General features: G+C 41.8%; 22 protein-coding genes. 17 read left to right on the top strand and 5 right to left on the bottom strand.

Annotated elements, in window-relative coordinates; all coding sequences use genetic code 11:
• Positions 1-103 precede the first annotated feature (103 nt).
• The 11 genes from AC4MBN_RS08630 to AC4MBN_RS08580 all read left to right on the top strand — a co-directional run bounded on the left by AC4MBN_RS08630 (position 104) and on the right by AC4MBN_RS08580 (position 8,170).
• On the top strand, positions 104-700 hold the full coding sequence (locus AC4MBN_RS08630; RefSeq protein ID WP_419374607.1) for a 6-pyruvoyl trahydropterin synthase family protein: 597 nt from the start codon (positions 104-106) through the stop codon (positions 698-700).
• Positions 701-745: 45 nt separating this feature from the next.
• Entirely contained in the window at positions 746-1,459 is a 714-nt protein-coding gene (gene ung / locus AC4MBN_RS08625) for a uracil-DNA glycosylase (protein WP_004783992.1), read from the top strand.
• Positions 1,456-2,577 (top strand): enoyl-CoA hydratase/isomerase family protein, encoded by a 1,122-nt coding sequence (locus AC4MBN_RS08620; RefSeq protein ID WP_180179580.1) that lies wholly within the window; start codon positions 1,456-1,458, stop codon positions 2,575-2,577. Before ung ends, AC4MBN_RS08620 begins: the two co-directional genes overlap by 4 nt.
• 6 nt (positions 2,578-2,583) lie before the next feature.
• The gene (tadA, locus tag AC4MBN_RS08615; RefSeq protein WP_419364913.1) at positions 2,584-3,099 is read left to right on the top strand and encodes a tRNA adenosine(34) deaminase TadA; all 516 of its coding nucleotides are present in this window, start codon (positions 2,584-2,586) and stop codon (positions 3,097-3,099) included.
• Between the two features lie 62 nt (positions 3,100-3,161).
• Entirely contained in the window at positions 3,162-3,596 is a 435-nt protein-coding gene (locus tag AC4MBN_RS08610) for an SRPBCC family protein (RefSeq protein ID WP_004783989.1), read from the top strand.
• 14 nt (positions 3,597-3,610) lie between these two features.
• Positions 3,611-4,294, top strand: a complete 684-nt coding sequence (gene cmk / locus AC4MBN_RS08605) for a (d)CMP kinase (RefSeq protein ID WP_166139451.1) — start codon at positions 3,611-3,613, stop codon at positions 4,292-4,294.
• Positions 4,295-4,404: 110 nt separating this feature from the next.
• Positions 4,405-6,081, top strand: a complete 1,677-nt coding sequence (gene rpsA / locus AC4MBN_RS08600) for a 30S ribosomal protein S1 (protein WP_004783987.1) — start codon at positions 4,405-4,407, stop codon at positions 6,079-6,081.
• 164 nt (positions 6,082-6,245) lie between these two features.
• Positions 6,246-6,551 carry an integration host factor subunit beta gene (locus tag AC4MBN_RS08595; RefSeq protein ID WP_005097312.1) on the top strand — a complete coding sequence of 102 codons (306 nt, stop codon included), beginning with the start codon at positions 6,246-6,248 and terminating at the stop codon, positions 6,549-6,551.
• Between the two features lie 22 nt (positions 6,552-6,573).
• Positions 6,574-6,939 carry a lipopolysaccharide assembly protein LapA domain-containing protein gene (locus AC4MBN_RS08590; RefSeq protein ID WP_005236124.1) on the top strand — a complete coding sequence of 122 codons (366 nt, stop codon included), beginning with the start codon at positions 6,574-6,576 and terminating at the stop codon, positions 6,937-6,939.
• Positions 6,940-7,180: 241 nt separating this feature from the next.
• On the top strand, positions 7,181-7,861 hold the full coding sequence (pyrF, locus tag AC4MBN_RS08585; RefSeq protein WP_419374608.1) for an orotidine-5'-phosphate decarboxylase: 681 nt from the start codon (positions 7,181-7,183) through the stop codon (positions 7,859-7,861).
• A gap of 87 nt (positions 7,862-7,948) precedes the next feature.
• Positions 7,949-8,170, top strand: coding sequence for a hypothetical protein (locus AC4MBN_RS08580; RefSeq protein WP_005236122.1), 222 nt, complete (start codon positions 7,949-7,951; stop codon positions 8,168-8,170).
• Positions 8,171-8,271: 101 nt separating this feature from the next.
• Here AC4MBN_RS08580 and AC4MBN_RS08575 read toward each other — a convergent pair whose 3' ends face one another.
• Complete coding sequence (locus AC4MBN_RS08575; RefSeq protein ID WP_419374609.1) at positions 8,272-9,180, bottom strand: LysO family transporter; 909 nt, start codon at positions 9,178-9,180, stop codon at positions 8,272-8,274.
• Between the two features lie 65 nt (positions 9,181-9,245).
• The gene (locus tag AC4MBN_RS08570) at positions 9,246-10,742 is read right to left on the bottom strand and encodes a flavin-containing monooxygenase (protein WP_419364904.1); all 1,497 of its coding nucleotides are present in this window, start codon (positions 10,740-10,742) and stop codon (positions 9,246-9,248) included.
• A gap of 144 nt (positions 10,743-10,886) precedes the next feature.
• On the opposite strand from AC4MBN_RS08570, the gene AC4MBN_RS08565 reads away from it, so the two are divergent.
• The 5 genes from AC4MBN_RS08565 to AC4MBN_RS08545 all read left to right on the top strand — a co-directional run bounded on the left by AC4MBN_RS08565 (position 10,887) and on the right by AC4MBN_RS08545 (position 18,323).
• A complete protein-coding gene (locus AC4MBN_RS08565; protein ID WP_312209421.1) occupies positions 10,887-11,894 on the top strand; it encodes an AraC family transcriptional regulator in 1,008 nt (335 codons plus the stop codon).
• 83 nt (positions 11,895-11,977) lie between these two features.
• A complete protein-coding gene (gene zapE, locus AC4MBN_RS08560; RefSeq protein WP_166135048.1) occupies positions 11,978-13,129 on the top strand; it encodes a cell division protein ZapE in 1,152 nt (383 codons plus the stop codon).
• 363 nt (positions 13,130-13,492) lie between these two features.
• Positions 13,493-15,658, top strand: a complete 2,166-nt coding sequence (locus AC4MBN_RS08555) for a malate synthase G (protein ID WP_419364902.1) — start codon at positions 13,493-13,495, stop codon at positions 15,656-15,658.
• 466 nt (positions 15,659-16,124) lie between these two features.
• Positions 16,125-17,567 carry an aldehyde dehydrogenase family protein gene (locus AC4MBN_RS08550; protein ID WP_419364900.1) on the top strand — a complete coding sequence of 481 codons (1,443 nt, stop codon included), beginning with the start codon at positions 16,125-16,127 and terminating at the stop codon, positions 17,565-17,567.
• 93 nt (positions 17,568-17,660) lie between these two features.
• Complete coding sequence (locus tag AC4MBN_RS08545) at positions 17,661-18,323, top strand: SOS response-associated peptidase family protein (RefSeq protein ID WP_159124314.1); 663 nt, start codon at positions 17,661-17,663, stop codon at positions 18,321-18,323.
• Between the two features lie 83 nt (positions 18,324-18,406).
• Here AC4MBN_RS08545 and AC4MBN_RS08540 read toward each other — a convergent pair whose 3' ends face one another.
• A complete protein-coding gene (locus AC4MBN_RS08540) occupies positions 18,407-18,871 on the bottom strand; it encodes a MarR family winged helix-turn-helix transcriptional regulator (protein ID WP_179992445.1) in 465 nt (154 codons plus the stop codon).
• Between the two features lie 963 nt (positions 18,872-19,834).
• Between AC4MBN_RS08540 and AC4MBN_RS08535 the strand changes: the two genes are divergently transcribed.
• Positions 19,835-21,358 carry a TerC family protein gene (locus AC4MBN_RS08535; RefSeq protein ID WP_313483988.1) on the top strand — a complete coding sequence of 508 codons (1,524 nt, stop codon included), beginning with the start codon at positions 19,835-19,837 and terminating at the stop codon, positions 21,356-21,358.
• A gap of 476 nt (positions 21,359-21,834) precedes the next feature.
• Here the strand turns inward: AC4MBN_RS08535 and thiM are convergent, their stop codons facing one another.
• Together thiM and AC4MBN_RS08525 are read right to left on the bottom strand one after the other, a co-directional pair.
• Positions 21,835-22,668 carry a hydroxyethylthiazole kinase gene (gene thiM, locus AC4MBN_RS08530; protein ID WP_491880123.1) on the bottom strand — a complete coding sequence of 278 codons (834 nt, stop codon included), beginning with the start codon at positions 22,666-22,668 and terminating at the stop codon, positions 21,835-21,837.
• Positions 22,669-22,707: 39 nt separating this feature from the next.
• Positions 22,708-23,868 (bottom strand): hypothetical protein, encoded by a 1,161-nt coding sequence (locus AC4MBN_RS08525; protein WP_419364896.1) that lies wholly within the window; start codon positions 23,866-23,868, stop codon positions 22,708-22,710.
• Positions 23,869-23,968: the final 100 nt, after the last annotated feature.

Raw genomic sequence — 23,968 nt, 5'->3', positions numbered from 1 at the left:
TCCCTTTTCCCTATCATGATGAACTGCAAAATTAATCCTCATAGGTATACTTTTGCTTTATAATTGAAATTAATTCACCTATTTTTTGACGACATTACGGCATATGTTAATTCGTAAGTTATTTAAGTTTGAAAATGCTCATATTGTGCGTAACTGCACCTCGGATCGCTGTAAACGTTCGATCCATGGTCACAGTTATAAAGTCGAGTTATTGCTGAAAGCGTCGAAGTTGGATCATGGCCAGATGGTATATGATTTTGGTCTGCTCAAAGGGGTGATTAAGGATTTCTTTGATTCTTTTGACCATGCGATCTGTTTCTGGCAAAAAGATGATCCTGAATATATTCAGGCATGTAAAAACTTTAGTGCACGCTGGGTATCTTTGCCGGTTTCGCCATCTGCAGAACAGTTTTCACGTATTTTCTTCTTTCTGGCTCAGCAGGTATTGGCATCTACCATTACTCAGAATGGTGAAGGGGATGTTGAAGTTTACTCTGTGATTGTCCATGAAACTGATACAGGCTATGCGCAAAGTTTCCTGGAAGATATCCAGAATGAACAGATGGGTCCACTTAGCCTGGAACAGATTGAATTCTCGGAGCAGGTGCGGGCAGAATGGACAGATCCAGAGATGTTTGCGAAACTGAAACAGGGTCTTCCATTTCATAATCCGGCTGTAGATATCCAAGTCCAGCCTTAAAAATTCGAATATAAACGCAGACTGACATAGATTTAGGATTGAAGCATGTCTTTAAATGAACAGCAAATTGCGAAACTGAATAAAGTTCAGTTAGATGACAGCTGGAAATATGGACTCAGTGAGTTTTTATTGAGTCCAAAAATGGATGCGTTAAAAACGTTTTTAATTGAAGAAAAAAAAGCAGACAAAGTGATTTATCCACCGAATCACCTGATTTTTAATGCTTTGAATACAACGCCATTAGACCGGGTCAAAGTGGTCATTATTGGTCAGGACCCTTATCATGGCCCGAATCAGGCGCATGGTTTAAGCTTCTCGGTGCAAAAAGGGGTTGCATTACCTCCATCTTTACGTAATATTTTTCATGAGTTACACAATGATTTAGGCGTAAAAATCCCTAAACATGGTGATTTAACTCATTGGGCGGAACAGGGTGTACTTCTGCTCAATGCTGTACTGACTGTAGAGGCAGCACAGCCAACTTCACATCAGAAACGTGGCTGGGAAGAATTCACAGATCACGTCATTGATGTATTGAATGAACAGCGTGAACATATCGTTTTTATTCTTTGGGGCGCATACGCACAGCGTAAAGGACAGCGCATTGATCAAAATAAACACCTGGTCTTAAAGGCGGCACATCCTTCGCCTTTGTCAGCAAACCGCGGTGGTTTTTTTGGTTGTAAAGTTTTTTCGAAAACGAATAATTATCTCAAACAACATGGCATTGAGCCTATAGATTGGCAGCTGGACGCATGACTTATTCTCCTGTAACTAAACCTTACCATCCGGACCTGATTGTTGAACAAGCCAATAATGGCTGGCGCATTGTTCGCCTGAATCGTCCAAAATCATTACACGCTTTAGATGAATCTCTGGTTTCAGCATTGCTAGAAGTCTTTCAGGACTTTCATACAGATGACAGCGTAAAAGCGATCTGGCTGGATTCAACTACCCCGAAAGCATTTTGTGCCGGTGGCGATGTACGTAAGCTGCGTCAGTTAGTAATTAATGATGAAGTGGCAACCGCTAATAAGTTTTTTGAACAGGAATATGCGCTAGATCTATTGTTGCATAACTATGCCAAGCCGGTATTGGTGTGGGGTGAAGGTTATGTTATGGGTGGTGGTTTAGGCCTGTTTATGGCGGCTCCATTCCGTTTGGTGACGCCGTATTCACGTCTGGCCATGCCTGAGATTAATATTGGTTTATATCCAGATGTGGGTGCGACCCGCTTCCTGGCAGACCGTGGAGCGATTGGCCTGTTTACAGGTTTAACGGGTTCCATTATGACTGCTGCGGGTGCTTACGGTATTGGCTGGGCGACTCATATCTGTGATGCACAGCGTGATTCAGTATTAGATAAGGTCGTAAATATAGACTGGGAACATTATCCAGCTGGGGATTTCCGTGCGATTGATGACACCTTGAACAGCATGCACCGTCCGGTAGGCCCGGGTCCTTTGCAAAACTCACTGGATGTAATCCACAGTGTATGTCGTGGCGTAAACTTCGAGCACGATTATGAATCGATTATTGGTTTAAGTGATGCGCGCAGTGACTGGTTGCGTCAGGCCAGCGAAAACCTGCAAAAAGGTTCACCTGCAACCGCTGCTCTAAGCTGGTTATTATGGCAATGGGGTAAACAGGTTCATTCATGGAATGAAATTTTTGAACTGGAAACCCAGATTTCAGATTGGAAAATCCGTCATCCTGACTTTGTTGAAGGTGTACGTGCACGACTGGTTGATAAAGATCTGTCTCCAGAATGGCAAAAGGGTAGTGATTTAAGTTTGAAAGGTATTCTGTCTCAGAATCCACCGGTAACCACCATTGAAAGCTGGAATGAGCTACTTAAACACTATGGTGTGATTTAAGCCGGAATGTCCGAAACACAATTTACCGATGAATATTGGATGCAGCTTGCTTATGAGCAGGCTGCACTTGCGGCTGAGCAGGGTGAAATTCCTGTAGGTGCTGTGATTGTCAGTCAAAATCAAGTTATTGGCCGTGGCTACAATGCGCCTATTTCTTTAAATGATCCGACTGCCCATGCTGAAATCGTAGCATTACGTGAAGCATGTCAGTACCTGCAAAACTACCGCCTGCCTGAAGATGCTGTTCTCTATGTAACATTAGAACCTTGCACTATGTGTGTAGGGGCGTTGGTGCATTCGCGTATTTCACGGGTGGTCTTTGGCACAACTGAGCCCAAAGCAGGTTCTTTGGTGAGTGCGCGCAAGCTTTTTGAGACAGGCTACTATAATCATGTATTTCCATTTGACTCGGGCTGTATGCAGCAGCAGTGTGCTGAACAGCTCAGTGCATTTTTTAAGTTGCGTCGTGAACAAAAACGCCAGCTGAAATTGCAAGAAAAATTACTGAATGCTCATAAATAAATCGAATCTAATTCGTTAAACTTTGCTCACTTTAAAATCATTTATTTTCAGGAAAAAGAAAAATGAAAAATGCGATTCAGGTAAAAAAAGAATTCCCAGCAGCGATTGATAAGGTTTTTGAATTGCTGTCTAAACACGATGCTTATAATGTGGCTTTTGCACCAATGCAGGTGGAACGAATCAAGGATTCGGCAGACCCTGAGCGCCCAGATGGTGTGGGTTCTGTGCGTAGCATGGGTTTAGGTCCAGTCAAGCCGCTAAAAGAGCAAATTACCTTGCTAGAGCCGAACTCCCGTATTGAATACAAGATCGTAAAGAATCCTTTGATTAAACATCATTTGGGTATTATTGAGTTTGAAGCATTGGACGATAACAAAAGTCTGGTGACTTATACGATAGAATTGCAGGCACGTCTTCCATTTGTCAGTAAATTAATTCTTGCACAGCTCAAGACAGGGATTAAACTAGGCCTCGCAAAACTTGCAAAATCTGTATAAATAACGGGAAAGTAATGACAGTTCAAATTATTACCATTGATGGTCCAAGCGGATCTGGCAAAGGCACACTGGCTGCAAAACTGGCAGCACATTACCAGTTTCATTTACTGGATTCAGGGGCTTTGTATCGTTTGTTAGGACTGTCATTGCATCACCATAATTTACTCGATGAACTGGATACTAAACTGGCTGAATGCGTACAAATTGCAACAAATTTGGACATCCGATTTGTCAGTACTGAATCAGGTGTTCAAGTATGGCTGAATGGTGAAGATGTCTCCCAAACTATCCGTACTGAACGGGTCGGTGAGTATGCTTCAAAAGTTGCTGCAATTCCTGAACTTAGAACCGCTTTGGTGGCCCGTCAGCATGCTTTTGCTCAAGCTCCTGGTCTGGTGGCAGATGGCCGCGATATGGCAACCAGTATCTTTCCAGAGGCACAGGCCAAGATTTATTTGACAGCTTCGGCTGAATCCCGTGCGCAAAGACGTGTAAAGCAGTTGCAGGGTATGGGGCTGGATGTTAAAATAAACGACATTTTAGCTAATATCGAAGCGCGGGATAAACGAGATATGGAACGCACTGTCGCTCCGCTCAAACCTGCTGCTGATGCGTACATTATCGATAGTTCAGATTTGAATATCGATGAAGTATTCAAGCTGATGACTACGTATGTGGATCAGCAATTAGCTCAATAACCCTATTATTTCAGCAGACGCATAGCTTGATCAGTTTTATATGGACTATGTAGATGCTTAATTAAACCGGCCTTGTCTGATCCAAGACCGCTGACTTTATCGGATATATCATGACCGAATCTTTTGCAGCCCTCTTTGAAGAAAGCGAATTAAACCTCAACGTTGAAAAGGGTGCAGTCATCCAAGGCGTTGTAGTAAGCATCGACTCTGATTGGGTAACTGTTGACACTGGCCTTAAATCTGAAGGCGTTGTTGACCGTGCTGAGTTCTTAAATGAACAGCGCGAACTTGAAGTTCAAGTTGGCGACACTGTAGACGTAGTTGTTGAAGCACTTGACAACGGTATGGGTCAAACAGTTCTTTCTCGCGAAAAAGCTAAACGCGCTGAGACTTGGACTAAACTTGAAAAAATCTTTGAAGACGGCGAAATCGTTACTGGTGTTATCTCTGGTAAAGTTAAAGGCGGTTTCACTGTTGACATCGGTCCAGTTCGTGCGTTCCTTCCAGGTTCTTTAGTTGATACTCGTCCTATCCGTGATACTACTCACTTGGAAGGTAAAGAGTTAGAATTCAAAGTAATCAAACTTGACGCTAAACGTAACAACGTTGTTGTTTCACGTCGTGCTGTTATGGAAGCTGAATCTTCAGCTGACCGTGAAGCGCTTCTTGCTCAGCTTGAAGAAGGTCAAACAGTTACTGGTACTATCAAAAACCTTACTGACTACGGTGCATTCGTTGACCTTGGCGGTATCGATGGTCTTCTTCATATCACTGATATGGCTTGGAAACGCATCAAGCACCCTTCAGAAGTTGTTGAAGTGGGTCAAGAAGTTACTGTTAAAGTACTTAAATTCGACCGCGAACGTAACCGCGTATCTTTAGGCCTTAAACAATTAGGCGAAGATCCATGGTTAGCGATCATGAGCCGTTACCCTAAAGGTTCTATCGTTAAAGCTCGCGTAACTAACCTGACTGACTACGGCTGTTTCGCAGAAATCGCTGAAGGCGTTGAAGGCTTAGTACACGTTTCAGAAATGGACCACACTAACAAAAACATCCACCCATCTAAAGTAGTTCAGATCGGTGACGAAGTTGATGTTATGGTTCTTGAAGTAGACGAAGAGCGTCGTCGTATTTCTCTTGGTATCAAACAAACTCGTGCTAACCCATGGGAAGAGTTTGCTAAGAACCACGACAAAGGTGAAAAAGTTTCAGGTACTATCAAGTCAATCACTGACTTCGGTATCTTCATCGGTTTACCAGGCGGTATCGATGGTCTAGTTCACTTGTCTGACATCTCTTGGAACGAACAAGGCGAAGAAGCGATTCGTCGTTACAAGAAAGGTGACACTGTTGAAGCAGTTATCCTGTCTGTAGATGCTGAAGGCAACCGTATCAGCCTTGGTATCAAACAATTGAACAGCGATCCGTTCAACGATTTCTTAGCTGCTAACGAACGCGGTGCGCTTGTTAAAGGTACTGTAACTGCAGTTGACGCTAAAGGCGCTACTGTTAAGTTAGCTGATGAAGTTGAAGCAACTCTTAAAGCATCTGAAATCAACCGCGACCGCGTTGAAGATGCAACTAAATTCCTTGAAGTTGGTCAAGAAGTTGAAGCTAAGATTATCAATGTAGATCGTAAATCTCGCTCTATCAACTTGTCTATCAAAGCGAAAGACGAAGCTGAAGAGAAAGAAGCTGTTGCGAATCTGAAAACAGCTGCTGCTGGTCAAGACAATGGTCCTAAAACTATTGGTGACTTGATCAAAGCGCAAATGAATCACTAAGAGTAGATGGTGAATTGTATTGTTAATGTAAGTTAAGTAATACTTTTTACACAAATACTGTAAACGGTAGCGTAGTATTTAATTATTGCGCTACCGTTTTGTATTTAAACAGGTTATTATCGGAAAATAGATCCCGAGTAGCTTGATAATTAAAGAGGTCGCAGATGACTACTGAAGCACTTAATAAGTCTGACTTAATAGAGCGCATCGCGCTAAAGAATCCGCATTTGGCTGAACCTTTAGTGGAAGAAGCAGTTAAAATTATGATTGATCAAATGATTGAAGCTTTATCATCTGATAACCGTATTGAGATTCGCGGGTTTGGCAGCTTTGCATTGCATCATCGTGAGCCTCGTGTGGGTCGTAATCCTAAAACTGGTAAATCTGTTGAAGTTGCAGCAAAAGCTGTTCCACACTTTAAGCCAGGTAAAGCACTTCGTGATGCAGTAAACGAATCTGCAAACAAATAAACAAGATATTTACGGGGTGTTCATGCGTTACGTTCTGGTCATTCTTTTATTGCTCGTCTTTGGCTATTCATTAGCTTTGGTGTTGCAAAACGGTACTGAGGTCTCAGTGGACTTGTTATTTACTCAAGTTCCTGCAATGCGCTTAGGGTTATTGCTCCTTTTGACTCTTTCCTTAGGAATAGTGGTTGGCTTGTTACTCGGTGTGCAGGTTTTCCGCGTTTTTCAGAGCAATTGGGAAATTAAGCGACTACGTAAAGATATTGAGCATCTACGTAAGGAACAGTTGAATACTGCAAAGATGATGGCAGCAGAAGCGGCGGCTCATACACGACATGAGAAAACAGTATTAGATATTAATTCTAATGACAGGCCATCGGCACCGCTTTAAACGAAAATGAGAAGTCGAAGTAATCTATCGAATTTTTACTTCGCCTGTTTTGATTAAACGCCTTTTAGCTTAGCTTCTAAGGCGTTTTTTATTGCTAAATTATATTTAGAAGAAATATATAAAAATTATATAAATAAATGACTTAATTTGAATCAAAAAATCATTTTTGCGAAAATATTCTTGGTTGTTATAGGGCTAATCCGTATAATGGTTTAATTTTGTCAATTTGAAGGGTCTTCTCATGAGTATCATCGTTGCACTGGATGCTAAAAGTCAATTTGATGCCTTAACGATTGCAGAGCAGCTCGATCCTGCCTTATGCCGAGTAAAGGTGGGCAAAGAGTTATTTACTCATGAAGGTCCTATCATTGTAAAAGCACTTCAGGACAAAGGTTTTGACGTGTTTCTAGATCTGAAGTTCCATGATATTCCGAATACCACTGCACAAGCGGTATGTGCCGCGGCAGACTTGGGGGTGTGGATGGTCAATGTCCACGCTTCAGGTGGTCGTAAAATGATGGAGACCTGCGTTGAGCGTTTAAAAGCAGGTAACTATAATACTCAACTCATTGCGGTAACTGTGCTGACTTCAATGGGACGTGAAGACCTGAAAGATATTGGCTTGGATATCGAGCCTAATGAACATGTAAAACGTCTGGCTCAACTGACTAAAGACAGTGGCCTAGATGGGGTGGTCTGTTCCGCACAAGAAGCGAAAATGCTGCGTGAAACTATTGGACAAGACTTTGCACTAGTCACTCCTGGGATCCGCCCTGAAGGTTCAAATGCAGACGATCAAAAACGTATTGTGACACCAAAACAGGCAATGCTGGATGGATCAACACATCTGGTGATTGGTCGACCAATTACAAAGTCGGAAAATCCTCGTCAAACCTTAAAAGATATTCTGGCAACATTGTAATTTCTACTACCCGATAAAAAGCCTTTCATATGAAAGGCTTTTTTTATACATTGAGAAAAGCTGTATAAAAATAAAAAGGAATTTCAAATGAGAATAATAAAGACACCAGAACAAAAAATGCTAGAACAAAGGCTGGAGATGGAAAAAATAGCAGATCAATTCGAACAGCAGGAAAAATACAAACAACAGGCACAGTCGGGTTCATGGGACTGGATGTCAGGCCTTGATAGCATAGATATTGTAGAACTCGCTTCAGAAATGATGGAGACAGTAGGGGATTCATTGAGTAGGGTTGATTTGAATTTTTAATATTCCTCAGTTTATTTTTATTTCTAATTAAACCCCCTAAATCCCCCTTTATGAAAGGGGGACTTCTCCTCCCTTTTTAAAAGGGAGGTCGGGAGGGATTTTTAAATTACCGCCAACACACTTACCGCTACTGGCGCCAATACAGATAAAATAAAACCGCTCACCATGGCATGTGGAATAAAATCATTGCCACAGGCCTGTTTGACCATGGGTAAAGTCACATCCATCGCAGTCGCACCTGCAGCAGAAATTGCTGATCTTGGGTAACGCCAGCCGGCACAATACATCAGTAAAATCGCAAAAATTTCCCGAAACAGGTCATTCATCAGGGCAATACTGCCGAGTTCCGCATTTCTTAGTTCTGTAACGACAACACCCGACATTGAATAAAAACCATAACCTTGTGACAGCATAATCAGGTCTTTTAAATGAATATCCGGATTCCAGAAAGAATAGGCAATTGCTGCCACGCATGAACCAGCAATACAACCTGTTGGGACCAGCAGGATTTTCCAGTTCAACCATGAGCGATCAAGTGGTGAGTAGGCAAGATCCAGTCCAATCAGAAACATAAAGACCAGTAATAAATGCCAGGTGCTGATCTGAACAGAAAGACCCATTTGAGTGAAACTATAATGCAGCAAGTACCCAGCAGCTAAGGCGAAGAATGCATAACTGATATTAATCAGTGATTTAATCACTAGCTCAGTGGAGACTCGTCCAGAAGAAGGTTGAAAATCTGCCCATTTAAATAGCAGATAACAACAGCTAAATGCCCCAATAGAGGTGAGAAAAGCAATTGTAATAGAGGTATTTAGAATCTGGGCAGGGTGAGGTAATTCCGTCAGAAGCCCAGAAAACTCAAAAGCAATAGCGACCAGTAAGATATAACTAAAATATGGTAGAACCTTAAAGCATATTTTCGTGAGTGAAGCAGGAAGCCGTTTTGCAAAAACAAAACCAAGCGCTAAACAGACCAGAAGCTGGGATACTAACCAAAGCGATTGCATAATAAAAAAGTATGATAAATCAGTCTTTATTATGCCATCGCTAGCCCTATGAATGTGAAGGGCTTTTAACTGGCTTTATTTAAAAAATAATAATCTGCTGTATTAAGGGTTTTGGTTTTGAGCCAGTATTTCCAGGTATAAGTGGGCCACAAGGCAAAATTTTTCCCGCCTTCCTGCTGATACCAGCTAACGCAGCCAGATTGCCAGACCGTATTGTCTAGCATATGTTGGACATCCTGGTTGAATTTTTCCTGTACCTGATCTTTGACCACAATCGCATCACTATGTGATTGATCCACTAGGGCGATCATTTGCAGGATATAACTTACTTGGGCTTCAATCATAAAAAGCACTGAGTTATGTGCCAGCACAGTATTCGGTCCTAATAGCTGAAACAGATTCGGAAAACCTTTAACACAGATCCCATAATAGCTTTCGGCACCATCTTTCCAGACATCATTCAAGTGAATGCCATTCAGGCCAGTGCAATCGAAATTTTTCAGATAAATTCTTGGATCGGTAATAAATCCGGTACCGTAGATCAGGCAGTCGATCGAACGTTCTTTACCATCTACAGTAATAATACTGTTTTCGGTCACTTCACGAATACCTTCAGTCACCAGTTCCACATTTTTACGGTTAAAGGTAGGGAAATATTGGTTAGACACCAGAATCCGTTTGCAGCCCATGATGTAATCTGGGGTCAATTTCTTGGCAGTTTCCTTGTCCTTGACCTGATAGCGAATATAAGCTTCAGCCAGTTTCTGGGCATATTTCATAACAGCTGGTTTAACGATAGGCACCACACGCGATTCATTAGACCAGTACAGCCGAATACGGTGTAACTTGCGGAACCATTCATATTTGGAAAACAGCTTTTTTTCCAGGTCATGATATAGGCGTTCATCTCGTGGAATGACCCAAGCCGCAGTACGCTGCAAGACATATAACTGTTTGCATTCGGGTGCAATTTCAGGGATATATTGAATTGCACTGCCACCAGTCCCAATCGATGCGACATTTTTCCCCTTGAGATCATAATGATGATCCCAGTGAGAAGAGTGAAAGATTTTACCCTTAAATTTTTCAATGCCCGCAATATGGGGAATTTGAGGAACATGTAAAGGGCCAGAGGCAAATACTACAAACTGAGCTTCCAGAATGCTTTGATCATGCAGATGGATCTGCCATAAGCATCGGTCTTGCTGATAATGAATCCCGAGTACTTCAGTATTGAGCCGAGCAAAAGCCCGAAGATTATAATCACTGACTAAATCTTGAATATAGCTGAAAATTTCTGGTGCTTCGGCATAGCGTTTTGACCAGTCAGTTTTGGGTGCAAAGGAAAGGGAATACATATGTGATTGCACATCACAGGCCGCTCCAGGATACTGATTATCGCGCCAGGTTCCACCAAAATCGCTATCTTTTTCTAAAATAATAAAATCATGGATACCTTGCTGCTGTAAACGTATTGCCATCGCTATCCCGCCAAAACCGGCACCGATAATGGCCACTTTGGTATAAGGATGATTATGGGTAAGGCTTGTATTGTCCAGCATCTTTGCATTCCTTGCTTATTTTAATAATGGATAATTATCTTGATTTATTAACTAGCTATTAGATATAAAATTGATCTAAACGGCAATAGCCGATTGCTTATTTTTATAGTACAACTAGAGCTATCACATTGTATTTGTATGGTTATGAAACGTTCTGTTCTCAGTCTGATGTATCTGATCCAGGGCATGCGCAAGGCTGGCATAGAGGTCGATCAAAAACTGCAAAATATCGGCTTGCGTGTTGATGCGCTTGATCCGACTTCAATTATTCACCCAAGCGTGGAATATGATGTGCTCAAAGTAGTGGGTCAGGATATCCAGCCAGAACAGGGTTTATTGATCGGCCAGCATTATGCATTGGCAGGTTATGGGCCTTTGCTGATGTTACTGGTGACCAGTCCAACCGTACGGGATGCAATGCATCAGGTAATTCGTTTTCAGCAATTGACGCATCTTACCGGTCAGTTGGGACTAGAGCAAAGTGAGTACCGCAGTGCGCTTTGCTATTATCCCAAGAAAACGGAAGATCATCTGGGAATGCTGGTCGCGCAAGCTGAGATTTCAGGTACATTCAAGTTCATTCGCGATATTTACAAGATGATGGGCCTGTCCAAGCCTGACCTGCAGATTGAACTGCCTTTCGCCGCACCGGAACAACCTGCTACCCAGAAAATCTATCATGATTATTATGGAACACAGGTACAGTTTGGTGCTGCAAGAGCTGCATTCTGGTTTGATGAGGCTATTTTGGATATCCGGATTCCTTCAGCAGATGCGGAGACCTTTGCAGTCTATGAAGCAAAGTGTCTGGCTGAACTGGAACGTCTGGCGGAAGATGCTGATGTCCCGACTGTGGTACAGCGAGTACAGGATTATCTTGAGCTGCAAACCGGTTTGATGCCGAGTATGGCTGAAACGGCTCAGGCTCTGAATATTCCAGAACGTACTTTACGCCATCAATTACAGCAGTTCGATACCAGTTATAAACAGATTCGCGAAGAGATTATTAAAGATAAAGCTTTGCGACTCATTGAATATAAACAGTATTCGATTGAAATGATTGCAGAGTTATTGGGTTATTCCGAACCGGCTGCTTTTAACCATGCCTTTAAGCGCTGGTTTGGGCAAAGTCCTCGGCAATATATAAAATAGCCTAAGTTAGTTAATGCCAAAGTGTTATAGTGTGCGTTCTAAACTCCGCTATAATTAAACAGATCCTGAATAGTACGAAACCTATGTCCGATTTTAATTCACAGCACAGCACCGCTTTTAGTCCGATCTCTCCTGCAGAACGTTATGCACAGGCTTTGTCTTCAGGACAGTTTATGCCTGATGATGCACAGGCCATGGCAGTACATGAGCTGAATCGTACCTGGCTGGAATTAATTCAGCGTTTTAAAGCTTCTAAGAAGGCCTTTCGCCGTTTCCGTCGTCAGACTTCGCCAAAAGGTGTATACATGTGGGGTGGAGTAGGTCGTGGAAAGACCTGGCTCATGGATCAGTTTTATGAGTCGATTCCATTTCGCCGTAAAACCCGTATGCACTTTCACCACTTTATGCAGCATGTGCATCGTGAGTTAAACAAGCTTTCAGGCCAGCGCAATCCGCTGGATCTGGTAGCGGATCAGATTTATAAAGATGCTGTGGTGATCTGTTTTGATGAATTCTTTGTATCTAACGTGACAGATGCCATGATTCTGAGTGATCTGTTCCAGAAGCTGTTTGAACGTGGCATTACGCTAGTAGCGACTTCGAATATTGCACCGGATGGTTTATATAAAAACGGGATTCATCGTGACCGTTTTTTACCAACCATTGAAATGGTTAAGAAAAACTGTGTCATTCTGAATGTAGATGCCGGTGTGGATTACCGTTTACGTGTCTTAAAGCAGGCGCAGTTATTCAAGTATCCATTAACGCACGACAATAAAAACTGGTTGGCACATCGCTATACTGCACTGACTCAAACCCAAACCTCCTCTCAAGAGCCAATTATCATCAATAACCGTATTGTTGAAACTGTGGCACATACTGAAGATGTCTTGTGGTGTGAGTTCTCTGAACTGTGTCTAAAACCGCGTAGTCCAGCTGACTTTATTGAAATTGCGAATATTTACAATACAGTATTGGTCAGTAATGTGCCGCATTTAACCGATTTTCTGAATGATGCCACACGCCGTTTCATTTATCTGGTTGATGAATTTTATGACCGTGGAGTCAAATTATTGCTGACTTCAGAAGATAATATCGTTGATCTTTATAAAGGTGAGCGACTGGCTTTTGAAATTGAACGGACCCGTTCACGTTTGCTAGAGATGCAGTCAGATGAATATCTGCATTCTGAACATCGCCAGATCGAGAAAATAGCTTCAAGCGAGCCTGAATAAATACAACAAGCGCTGGTCATGACCGGCGCTTTTTTATGCATTTCATTGCGTCAAAGATCGACAAGCTCAGCCAAACATGGCTTAATCTTGATCTAAATATGACCTTGTATAAAAAGAACGGACAACTTTTATTCAAAAATCTGAACTTAAGTCTAATTTCTACATTTCAAAAACTTTATACACTGTCATGAGGGTATTTAGCAGGATGATATTGCATCGTGTGAGACATCATTTAATAAGGATATGAGGGTATTCTTATTGGAAAAATGCTCATTATTTTGCGGTGTGATAGTACTATTCAGCTAGATTTTAATCGGTATACTAGAATCTCTTGTATAAAAAGTAGCAATATCAGGAAAGACAATGACTGCACGTATTCAAAAAGGCAAGTTAGCGATTGCTAAAGAACTTTACGATTTTATCGAAAATGAAGCACTACCAGGTTCTGGTTTGGACAGCGAAACATACTGGAAGAACTTTGAACAAGTCGTTGTTGATCTTAGCCCTAAAAACAAAGCACTTTTGGCTAAGCGTGATGATATTCAAGCTAAAATTGATGAATGGCATCGCAATAACACATTTGAATTACAAGCTTACAAAGCTTTCTTGACTGAAATTGGCTACTTATTACCAGAAGTAGAAGATTTCCAGATCAGCACTGAAAATGTAGACGAAGAGATTGCACTATTGGCTGGCCCACAGCTGGTAGTTCCAGTACGTAATGCACGTTACTGCCTGAACGCAGCGAATGCACGCTGGGGTTCTTTATACGACGCTTTATACGGCTTCGACGTGATCTCTGAAGAAGATGGTGCTGAAAAAGGTAAAGGCTATAACCCGAAACGTGGTGAAAAAGTTATCGCATTCGCGAAAAACTTCTTAAATGAAACATTCCCGCTGGCACAAGGTTCACATGCTGATGCAACCAAATATGCAGTTGAAGGTAATGCACTGGTTGTAACGCTGAAAGACGGCTCTACCACAACTGTTGCAGATAGCTCTAAATTCGTTGGTTACAATGGCGAAGCTTCTGCACCAACTGAAATCGTACTGAAAAATAACGGCCTGCACGCGATCATCCAGATTGATGCAAACAGCCCAATTGGACAGACAGATGCAGCAGGTGTAAAAGACGTTGTGCTTGAAGCGGCTGTAACAACGATTCAGGACTTGGAAGACTCTGTTGCAGCAGTTGATGCTGAAGAAAAAGTCGAAGGCTACCGTAACTGGTTAGGCTTGATGAAAGGTACGCTTGAAGAGTCTATCGAAAAAAATGGCAAGACCATTACCCGTAAACTCAATGCTGACCGCACCTTCAAAAATGTTGAAGGTGGTGAGACCAAGGTTCATGGCCGTTCATTGATGCTGCTTCGTAACGTTGGTCACTTGATGACAAATCCGGCGATCCTTGTAGATGGCGAAGAGATTTACGAAGGCATCATGGATGCATTGGTAACTCCATTGCTTTCTGTAGCTGATATCCGTGGTGAGAACACGATCAAGAACTCACGCAAAGGTTCGATGTACATCGTTAAGCCAAAAATGCACGGTCCAGAAGAAGTTGCATTTGCGGTTGAGCTGTTTGAACGTGCTGAACAAGCGCTTGGCTTACCTGAGAAAACCCTGAAAATCGGTATCATGGATGAAGAGCGTCGTACTTCGGTTAATCTGAAAAACTGTATTGCTCAGGCGAAAGACCGTACCATCTTCATTAACACCGGTTTCATGGATCGTACAGGTGATGAAATCCATACCTTCATGGAAGCAGGTCCGTTCGTTCGTAAAGGCGAAATCAAAGGCCAAAAATGGTTCCCAGCTTACGAAAACCGCAACGTGATGGTAGGTCTGCAAACAGGTCTACGTGGTAAAGCACAGATCGGTAAAGGCATGTGGCCAAAACCAGACATGCTGTTAGACATGTACAAAACCAAGACTGAACATCCAGAAGCAGGTGCAAGCTGTGCATGGGTTCCATCTCCAACAGGTGCAGTGATTCACGCAATTCACTACCACCAAATTAACGTGGCAAACCGTCAGCAAGAATTGCTTGCAACTGAAGCATTGCCTTTAGATGATCTGTTAACACCACCTCTTGCGACTGATACAAACTGGTCTGAAGAAGAGAAACTGAAAGAACTAGAAAATAACTGTCAAGGTATCTTGGGTTATGTTGTTCGTTGGGTTGATCTGGGTGTAGGTTGTTCTAAAGTTCCAGACATCAATGATGTGGGCTTGATGGAAGACCGTGCAACTTTACGTATTTCTTCTCAGCACGTTGCAAACTGGTTACGTCACGGGATCGTAACGCGTGAACAGGTTGAAGAAGTAATGCAACGCATGGCGAAAATCGTGGATGAGCAAAATGCCAATGATCCACTGTACAAGCCAATGGCTGCTGACTTTGACAATAGCATTGCATTCCAGGCTGCTTCTGACCTGATCTTCAAAGGTGGTGAACAGCCATCAGGTTATACAGAGCCGCTTCTACATGCAGCGCGTTTAAAGCTTAAAGGTTATACAGGTGACTAATCCTGTAACTTGAAAAAAAAGCCTCTTCGGGGGCTTTTTTTTATTGCTCTAAAATAAGATCTAAGGTTAAAAATGTATTTTTGGAATGTAAACTAACTGACTGAACACCTAAAACAGAGTAAGGTTAAGGGAGAAAACTTTAATAATAATTATCTGTTAAACAGTAGCTTTATATTTGCAAATCGCTATTCCTATGAGTGTTTACAGCTCCTCATGCTGGGTAGTTGTAGATCTTTGGATAGTGTATTTAAGACTCAGTTTAATTCACAATTTTTAATTTCTAAGAATCGTATTTTGGCTGATGTACTGGAAGATTTAAACTGCGATAAAAGAGAATCATGCATCAGTAAGTTCCACTTACTTATAAAGCTAAAGATAAAAGCGTAACAATTCGTCGCTGTCACTTCCATCCTGAAATGGCTCTGCTAAAGTAAAAGCAAATCAATAAATTGCAGGGAAGAACAGCATGGCATATCAAAATTTGGATCAGCAGTTTATTGCGGGTCAGTGGCAACCCGGCCGTTCCCAGAAAATGATTCAGAATTTGAATCCCTACACCCAGGATACGATCTTTACTTTGCAGGCGGCCAGTACTGCAGATGTTGATGCGGCTTATGCGGCAGCTGATAAAGCCTTTCAGCAGGGTGCTATTAAATCAGTAGAGTTAAGACAGCAAATCCTGCAAAAACTACAACATGTGATTCAGGTACGCCAAGATGAAATTATTGACTGGTTAATTCTTGAGTCTGGAAGTACCCGTTTTAAAGCGGGTCTGGAAGTTGGCGCTGCTTTATCCATTATTCAGGAAAGTCAGAAATTTCCGGAGCAGATCAAGACTGAACAGCTGGAGAGCAAAGATCCCCAACGTAAAAGTCTAGTACTGCGTAAACCCTTGGGTGTGATTGGTGTCATTAGCCCATGGAATTTTCCATTTCATTTATCCATGCGTTCGGTAGCAACAGCGATTGCCTGTGGAAATAGTGTGGTACTCAAGCCAGCAAGTGATACGCCAGTGACAGGTGGAACCTTATTAGGAAAGCTGTTTGAAGAAGCTGGCTTACCTGCAGGTGTGCTCAATGTGGTATCAGGTGCAGGCAGTGAAATTGGTGACTATTTTGTCGAACATCCGATTCCAAAAATGATCTCATTCACGGGTTCTACAGAAGTCGGACAGAATGTAGGAAGCAAAGCCTTAGCCAGCCCTCGAATTAAACGTCTGGCGCTGGAACTGGGCGGAAATGCGCCACTGGTGATTCTGGATGATGCTGATCTTGATCTGGCAGTAGAACTGACAATCATGGGGCGCTTTATGCATCAGGGGCAAATCTGTATGAGCACCAATCGGGTCATTGTCGATGCGTCTATTCATGATGCCTATGTGGAAAAACTTTTAGAGCGAGTGAAAACTGTTGCTGTGGGTGATCCAAATCTAGAAGAGACCATCATTGGGCCGATCATCAATCAAAGTCAGATCAAAAAACATCAGCAGATTATTCAAAGTGCAAAAGAGCAGGGTGCAGAGCTGGTATACGAAGGGGGGATAGAAGGTAATCTGGTCTATCCACATATCTTTACTGGGGTAGCACCTGAATCTCCACTGGCTCAGGAAGAAAGTTTTGGACCGATTCTGCCAGTACTGAAAGCTCGTGATGAAGCACATGCCTTAAAGCTGGCCAATGATACCCGTTTTGGCTTATCCAGTGCGGTTTGTACCTCGAATATTGAACGTGGTATCAGTTTTACAGAACAGCTGGATATCGGTATGACTCATATCAATGGTATTAGTGTGGCAGATCAGGCTAATGCTCCGTTTGGGGGAGAGAAAAACTCTGGGCTTGGGCGTTTTAATGGACGCTGGATTTTTGAGGAATTCACCCGTACTCACTGGCTGACTGTACCCAGTGAATAATATTAAATGATAGAAACTTATCCATAATCCATACAGGTTTAAGCTTGGCATCAAGCTATAATCAGAACATCAAGTGATCTGTCTGATTTAAGCATGTGTGCCAACTTTAAGCCTTTAACTTCACAGCAAATACATGATCTGGGCTTGCCGGAAATTCCCTTTGAATATCCGGAAGAAGTCTATCCGAATTATGCTACCCCCTTGTTATTTCAATCTGATCAAGGTCTGGAATGGCGCTCGGTTAACTTTGGCTTTATTCCCAAATGGGCAGAGGATAAAACGATTGGGACAAAAACCTACAATGCCAGAAATGAAACTTTGCTGCAAAAACCAACCTTTGCAGAAGCGACAGTCAAATGCAAGTTTGGGGTGATTCCCGTCTCGGAATTTTATGAGTCAAAGTATTTTGATAATAAACCACAGCGCTGGGGCGTCAGACGCAAGGATGGAAAAGCGACCTTTATTGCGGCACTCTATGAAATTGCACGGGTGCAGGATGAAATTGTACGTTCGGCCAGTATGATTACGATGGATGCAATAGACCATCCCATGATGAAAGAGTTTCATGAGCCGGGAAATATTAAACGTTCAGTCATTGTGATTCCGCATGAACGTTTACATGAATGGCTGAATCTCACACAACCAGATATTCGCAGCTTTGTACAGGGATTTCCAGTAGAGGAGTTCGAATGTTCACATGTACCAAAAGAAAGAATCAAAAAAGCCAGTCCACAGCTGAACTTTTTTGATTCCTAAAACCTAGAAAGCAATGGCGGATCGTTAATTATTATAAAAGGTGTTATTGATCTCGCCAGCTAAATTCAAAATTGAAAAAATACTTAACGGGCCAAGTTTTTAAAGATATGGCGTAAGCTTTCCATAGTTTTTTCAATTTGTAATGGGGTTAGCCCTTCAAATGACTGTTCCAGTACAACATTGGTCAGGTCATTAATTTTATGTGTCATTTCCATTCCTTTTTCAGTCAGCACGACACGGGTAATACGAGCATCGTCTTCACAGGAATAGGTTTCAACCAGACCTTCATCTTTTAAGCGATAAACAATCTTGGTGGTTGTCGACATTTTAGATACGACCATTTCTGACAGATCAGAAACGCTGGCATGTGGTTTGGCTTTAAGAGCAAGCAAGATACGGCGACGTGAATTATCGACACCATATTTTTTAAGTGCATGATCTACATTTAGGACATATTGGGCATGAACTTGAGTCACCCAGTAGTATGGAAAGTTTTCTAAATTAAAGTCTTCTGCACAAGGTAAAAATTTTGCATATTTTTTAGTCATGAAATGTTCCTTTTATTTATTTTTCTAGGGCACTGACATTTTATGTAAAAGTTTATACATGTTTCAACCTTTATTTTTAAAATGTTAACGAGATTGCATTTGTTAGATCTTCTTAACATCAAAAAAATCAGGTGATTTACATGTTGTAGATCAATCGGGGGCAAATTGTAACTCTCTTTATCCAGATGAATGGCATTGATATGACATGCAAATCTTAAGGCTCCAGATTAGGTTTAGAGTCTGAATAAAAACTGGATTGGCAAACCATATGGATAAATGGCCGACCTGCGCATATCTTACTTTTGGTGAGTATGCGGAAATACAATTCAAAATCGATGCTGTTTAAATGAATGCTCTGATACATTTTTTAATCTGTAGCACGATGCAGATTCGGATTTCTCAAATCTGATCGAAAGCTAGAGCGAGTACATTTAAATTGGTCACTCATCGAATAAAACCGTTTTGGATGAGAAACTTATGCATCTTTTTGATCCCACGACTAACTATTTATAACGTGTATGAACTATTTTAATAAAAAAATCCATATTTAAAATATGTCTTTAGATAAGTGGATTTAATCGGTGTAGCAGGATAGTGGATGATTCAATATTTTATGATGCATGAATAGATACGAATATTAAGAGAAACAGTAATTTATATCTCAGGCTTCTATCAGATAGATTTAATGCGCTTAGGGTCAAAAAGAAGCCTAAATTTTCTTTAATTTGTAATGAGTTATGTAGAATATAACAGATTCAGGCCAATGATTTGAAAATTAAAAGATTTTAGAATAAGGAGAGGCAAAGCGGTGCAACAGTTTTTCATAAATTTTATTGTTCAAAAATCATAAGTTTATGCATAATGGATGCATCTTAAGTCGAAAAGGTTAAATTAAATGGATCCCTCGCCGTGCGTTGATCTTCCATATTCGTTGCTTACATACTCAAACGGGATGGTGTTCTAATGGAATTTTTATTAGATCCCGGAATTTGGGTTGGTTTAATTACTCTTATTATTCTCGAAATCGTTTTAGGTATTGATAACCTAGTCTTTATTGCTATTCTGGCTGAGAAACTTCCTCCTGAACAGCGTGATAAGGCCCGCGTGATCGGTCTATCCTTAGCCTTACTGATGCGTTTAGGTCTGCTGTTTGCGATCTCTTGGTTAGTCACCTTGACTCAACCGCTTATTCAATTATTTAACTGGACTTTCTCCGGACGGGATTTGATTCTGCTCTTTGGTGGTTTATTCCTGCTCTATAAAGCCGTTACCGAACTTCATGAAAAAATTGAAGGCAAGCCTGAAATACAGGTCACGACCAAGGTGGCATATGCGGGCTTTACGGCAGTTGTGGCTCAGATTGTCATCCTGGATGCCGTATTTTCACTGGACTCGGTAATTACCGCCGTAGGTATGGTCGATAATATCTATGTCATGATGGCAGCCATGATTATCGCGATGGCCGTGATGTTATTGGCGTCTAAACCATTGACTAACTTTGTAAATCGTCATCCTACGGTCGTGATTCTGTGTTTGAGCTTCCTGTTACTGATCGGGATCAGCCTGATGGCAGAAGGTTTCGGTTTCCATATTCCGAAAGGCTACATCTATTCTGGTATTGGCGTTGCTATTGCAGTTGAAGCCTTTAACCAGTTTAGTCAGCGCAATGCTGCGAAACATGAAGCCAAGATTCCGCTGCGTCATCGTACCGCCAACAGTATTCTCCAACTGATGGGTGCCAAGCTGGAAACTACCAGTACTACTCAGCATGAGGCGCAGGAAACCTTTGCGGATGAAGAACGCTATATGATTGGCGGAGTATTGACCTTGGCAGAGCGTTCTGTAGCATCGATCATGACCCCACGAAGCCAGATTTCCTGGGTCGATCTGGAGGATAGTCCGGAACAGATTCGTGAAAAAATCCTGTCTGTACCCCACAGCCTGTTTCCGGTTTGCCGGGGCAGTCTGGATAAGGTGATTACCATCGTCCGTGCTAAAGAACTGTTAGATGTACTGGATGAACCGGAAGAATTAAAAGCTTTGATCAAGCGTCATCGTCCTATCTATATCTTTGAAAGAATGAAGGTGATTGACGCGATTAATACCTTGCGTACATCAAAAGGCTCTCTGGTGCTGGTGAGCGATGAATTTGGTCATGTACAAGGTCTGATTTCACCGCTAGATGTGTTTGAGGCAATTGCCGGTGAATTCCCGGATGCCGATGAGCAGCTGGATCTGGTCAAAGTTGATGATACACACTGGATTGCGTCCGGTATGCTGGACCTGTATCAGTTAGAACTTGAGCTCGGTATGCTGGATCTGATTGATGAAGATGCAGGCTATATCAGTGTTGCCGGTCTGATTCTGGATAAAACCAATAGTGTGGTCGAGGTAGGCACTGAACTGAACTACCAAGGTGTTCAATTCAAGGTAATGGAAATCGAAAATAACCGGATTAAATCGGTGAGTATCCATTATCAGGGTTAATCGCCTGTCTTTGTTATTTTTTTGAGTCAGTTGCTTAAGGGCAACTGACTTTTTTATTGAATATTATTTATGACTTAGATATTAATGCTCACCTAAGCTTATTCTTCAGGCCAAATGGAGTATTGAATATTTCAGAAGCCAAGAATGCGTAATAGGTTTTACTGGTTTAGAAGTAAGAAATCTTAATGAAGTATCAAATTCCAGACATGCTGTATTTAGAATTATTAAGCAAATTTAAATAAAGTTTAAAAATAAGTGTGAATTTGACTAAGTGGTAAAATATATATTTCACGTAATTTTGAAAGATTTTAGACAAATTCGAGATACAAAAGCTCATCCAAAGCTTACACAATACTCAGCTTGAGCGCTTGAAAAATTATTTTTGCCAGATTGGGCTGACTTTAATTATCTAAAAAATAAGTTGAATAGTGTAATAGGGTGTTCTATGTGTTCATTATAAAACACCCGACTGATGCTTAATCCGCCAAAATCCGAAAGTCTGCATATTGACGGATCGTTTCTATATTCAATTGATGGATCTCATCGGTAAATGCAGCATTAAACTGGCCTAAGGTCGGTGCTTTGGCAAAAGCCAATTGACCGGCGATTGCAAAATGAACATGAGCAGAGAGCGCTGCGATCGCAGGAGAACTTACTGCACTATACGCTGCAATCAGTGCGCCTAGGGCACATCCAGTTGCTGTGACGCGCGGCTGTAAATATGAACCGCCTAAAACCTGAATCACCGGATAATCTCTGGAAATAATGTAATCAGACTCACCTGAAATAGCGATACATTCACATTGTTCCAGTAAGGACTGCGCCTGTAGATAGACTTCCGAGCTATCTACAGTGCTATTGACGCCTTTGGACTCGATATTCTTTCCAGCAAAAGCACCAATTTCTGAAGCATTCCCCCGTAAAATTGTGGGTTGATAGGTCATGAGCTGATCCACAACACTTGAACGCCAATGCAGTACATTTCCATAACCGACAGGATCTAGTACCCATGGCTTTTGAATGCTGTGTGCTGTTTTCGCAGCAATCTGCATCGCCTCGACCTGTTCGGTAGTCGGTGTTCCTAGATTTAAACTGAGTGCCCCGGCAATTTTGACAAAGCTCTCTGCTTCAAAAGGATTATCAATCATGGCGGGTGAAGCATTCGCAGCCAGCAAGATATTGGCCACATAGTTGCTGGCCACCGTATTGGTCATCACATGCACCAAGGGTTGCTGCGCTTGAAGCAATGACCAGGCTTCACAGATCTGATCGAGAAGAGTGTTTTGTAATTGTTGCACGGAAGTATTCATCATCATGATCTTTCAAATATGAATAGGGCTGCTAAATGCTTAGCGGGTAAAATAATGGTCTTGATGCTTACAGTTACGGCATAACAGGCTGACATAATCGCTGGCATCATATTCAACAGTAAGCTCTTGTGAGCCGCAATGCATACAGCGTTTTTGTGAATAAAATTTCAAGCGTGGTTCAATCTTCTGCCATGAACGCCAGATCGGTTGGAAGAAAATATTTTCATCATAACCAAGAAAGCGGAAGAACAGGATGCTGCTCATCTTGCTCAAAGGCAATTGTGGTGGACGAGGCAGGATAGAGGTTTCCCATTTTTCATTCACTGAACGTTCCCGATACTGCTGTAGGGTCTTTTTCAGTAAATTGGTATTAATGAAATTTTCATTTCGTGGTTTTAAAGCTTTCTGCTGATACAGATATTCGAGTGCCGACTGCACCAGATAATAAATCTGTCCCACTGCTAAAACATCGAGCAGGCGATAGCAGAAGGTCTGAAAACTTTGATTGCCCGCAATCTGGATACCCCAGCTACGGCAATAGAACTGTGCGAATTGAATGACTTCCTGATACAACAAGCAATACAGTGCATCTTTGACTTCATCCGAACTTTTAAAAGGCACGCCTTTACTCAGATTTTCATAGAACCAGTAACGCAATTGCTGGGTAATACTAAACAGGCTTGGCTCAGAATAGCCATCCAGACGTACATTAATATAGTACTGCTGATTCTCTTGTTGAATATCTCTAGGAATTAGAATCTGATCTTTCAGCAGATTTTTGACCAGACCATGCTGATACAGGTAATTCGGGCTGATGCAATAATATTTAATGGCATGCCAGTCAATATATTCCTGATGCTGACTATGTTCCTGAACCTGTTCATCCAGAATCGAGAGCAGAAACAGTTTATTTATAAAGCTGAGCTGATTAAGCTCATATTCATGCCGATCCTGCTTTTTATGAAATTTCCGGTTTTCCTGTAAACGGACTTCTTTCAGCATACGTTTACGCTGAGCCAGACACTGATCGCAATAACAGTTGTGTTTCTGGTCGGTATAGAGCTGATGCTGGCAGTGGCTGCATTCATGATAAGTAATATCCTGATCATACTGTTCTGCCTCGATCCAGTACATGGAGGCCTTACATAGCGGGCACTGCGTACTTTCATCTAGCTGTTTTTGCAGAACGTTGAATACCATGATTGCGCACAACTCCAGAATAAAGAGAAACTGCGATTATACACAGCTCATCAAAATCACGCGTCATTTGAGAATATTTTTAATAAAGCAGATTTTTAGG

Source organism: Acinetobacter sp. CAU_H_60 (assembly GCF_058599385.1).
Note: the sequence above shows the minus strand (reverse complement) of the source record. Positions and strands in the feature narration are given on the sequence as shown.

Coding starts and splice junctions, on each gene's coding strand:
- AC4MBN_RS08630 (WP_419374607.1), top strand. CDS start 104: ATGTTAATTCGTAAGTTATTTAAGTTTGAAAATGCTCATATTGTGCGT.
- AC4MBN_RS08610 (WP_004783989.1), top strand. CDS start 3,162: ATGAAAAATGCGATTCAGGTAAAAAAAGAATTCCCAGCAGCGATTGAT.
- rpsA (WP_004783987.1), top strand. CDS start 4,405: ATGACCGAATCTTTTGCAGCCCTCTTTGAAGAAAGCGAATTAAACCTC.
- AC4MBN_RS08555 (WP_419364902.1), top strand. CDS start 13,493: ATGACTGCACGTATTCAAAAAGGCAAGTTAGCGATTGCTAAAGAACTT.
- AC4MBN_RS08620 (WP_180179580.1), top strand. CDS start 1,456: ATGACTTATTCTCCTGTAACTAAACCTTACCATCCGGACCTGATTGTT.
- thiM (WP_491880123.1), bottom strand. CDS start 22,668: ATGAATACTTCCGTGCAACAATTACAAAACACTCTTCTCGATCAGATC.
- AC4MBN_RS08535 (WP_313483988.1), top strand. CDS start 19,835: ATGGAATTTTTATTAGATCCCGGAATTTGGGTTGGTTTAATTACTCTT.
- AC4MBN_RS08565 (WP_312209421.1), top strand. CDS start 10,887: ATGAAACGTTCTGTTCTCAGTCTGATGTATCTGATCCAGGGCATGCGC.
- cmk (WP_166139451.1), top strand. CDS start 3,611: ATGACAGTTCAAATTATTACCATTGATGGTCCAAGCGGATCTGGCAAA.
- AC4MBN_RS08525 (WP_419364896.1), bottom strand. CDS start 23,868: ATGGTATTCAACGTTCTGCAAAAACAGCTAGATGAAAGTACGCAGTGC.
- AC4MBN_RS08595 (WP_005097312.1), top strand. CDS start 6,246: ATGACTACTGAAGCACTTAATAAGTCTGACTTAATAGAGCGCATCGCG.
- AC4MBN_RS08540 (WP_179992445.1), bottom strand. CDS start 18,871: ATGACTAAAAAATATGCAAAATTTTTACCTTGTGCAGAAGACTTTAAT.
- AC4MBN_RS08550 (WP_419364900.1), top strand. CDS start 16,125: ATGGCATATCAAAATTTGGATCAGCAGTTTATTGCGGGTCAGTGGCAA.
- pyrF (WP_419374608.1), top strand. CDS start 7,181: ATGAGTATCATCGTTGCACTGGATGCTAAAAGTCAATTTGATGCCTTA.
- AC4MBN_RS08590 (WP_005236124.1), top strand. CDS start 6,574: ATGCGTTACGTTCTGGTCATTCTTTTATTGCTCGTCTTTGGCTATTCA.
- AC4MBN_RS08545 (WP_159124314.1), top strand. CDS start 17,661: ATGTGTGCCAACTTTAAGCCTTTAACTTCACAGCAAATACATGATCTG.
- ung (WP_004783992.1), top strand. CDS start 746: ATGTCTTTAAATGAACAGCAAATTGCGAAACTGAATAAAGTTCAGTTA.
- AC4MBN_RS08570 (WP_419364904.1), bottom strand. CDS start 10,742: ATGCTGGACAATACAAGCCTTACCCATAATCATCCTTATACCAAAGTG.
- AC4MBN_RS08575 (WP_419374609.1), bottom strand. CDS start 9,180: ATGCAATCGCTTTGGTTAGTATCCCAGCTTCTGGTCTGTTTAGCGCTT.
- AC4MBN_RS08580 (WP_005236122.1), top strand. CDS start 7,949: ATGAGAATAATAAAGACACCAGAACAAAAAATGCTAGAACAAAGGCTG.
- tadA (WP_419364913.1), top strand. CDS start 2,584: ATGTCCGAAACACAATTTACCGATGAATATTGGATGCAGCTTGCTTAT.
- zapE (WP_166135048.1), top strand. CDS start 11,978: ATGTCCGATTTTAATTCACAGCACAGCACCGCTTTTAGTCCGATCTCT.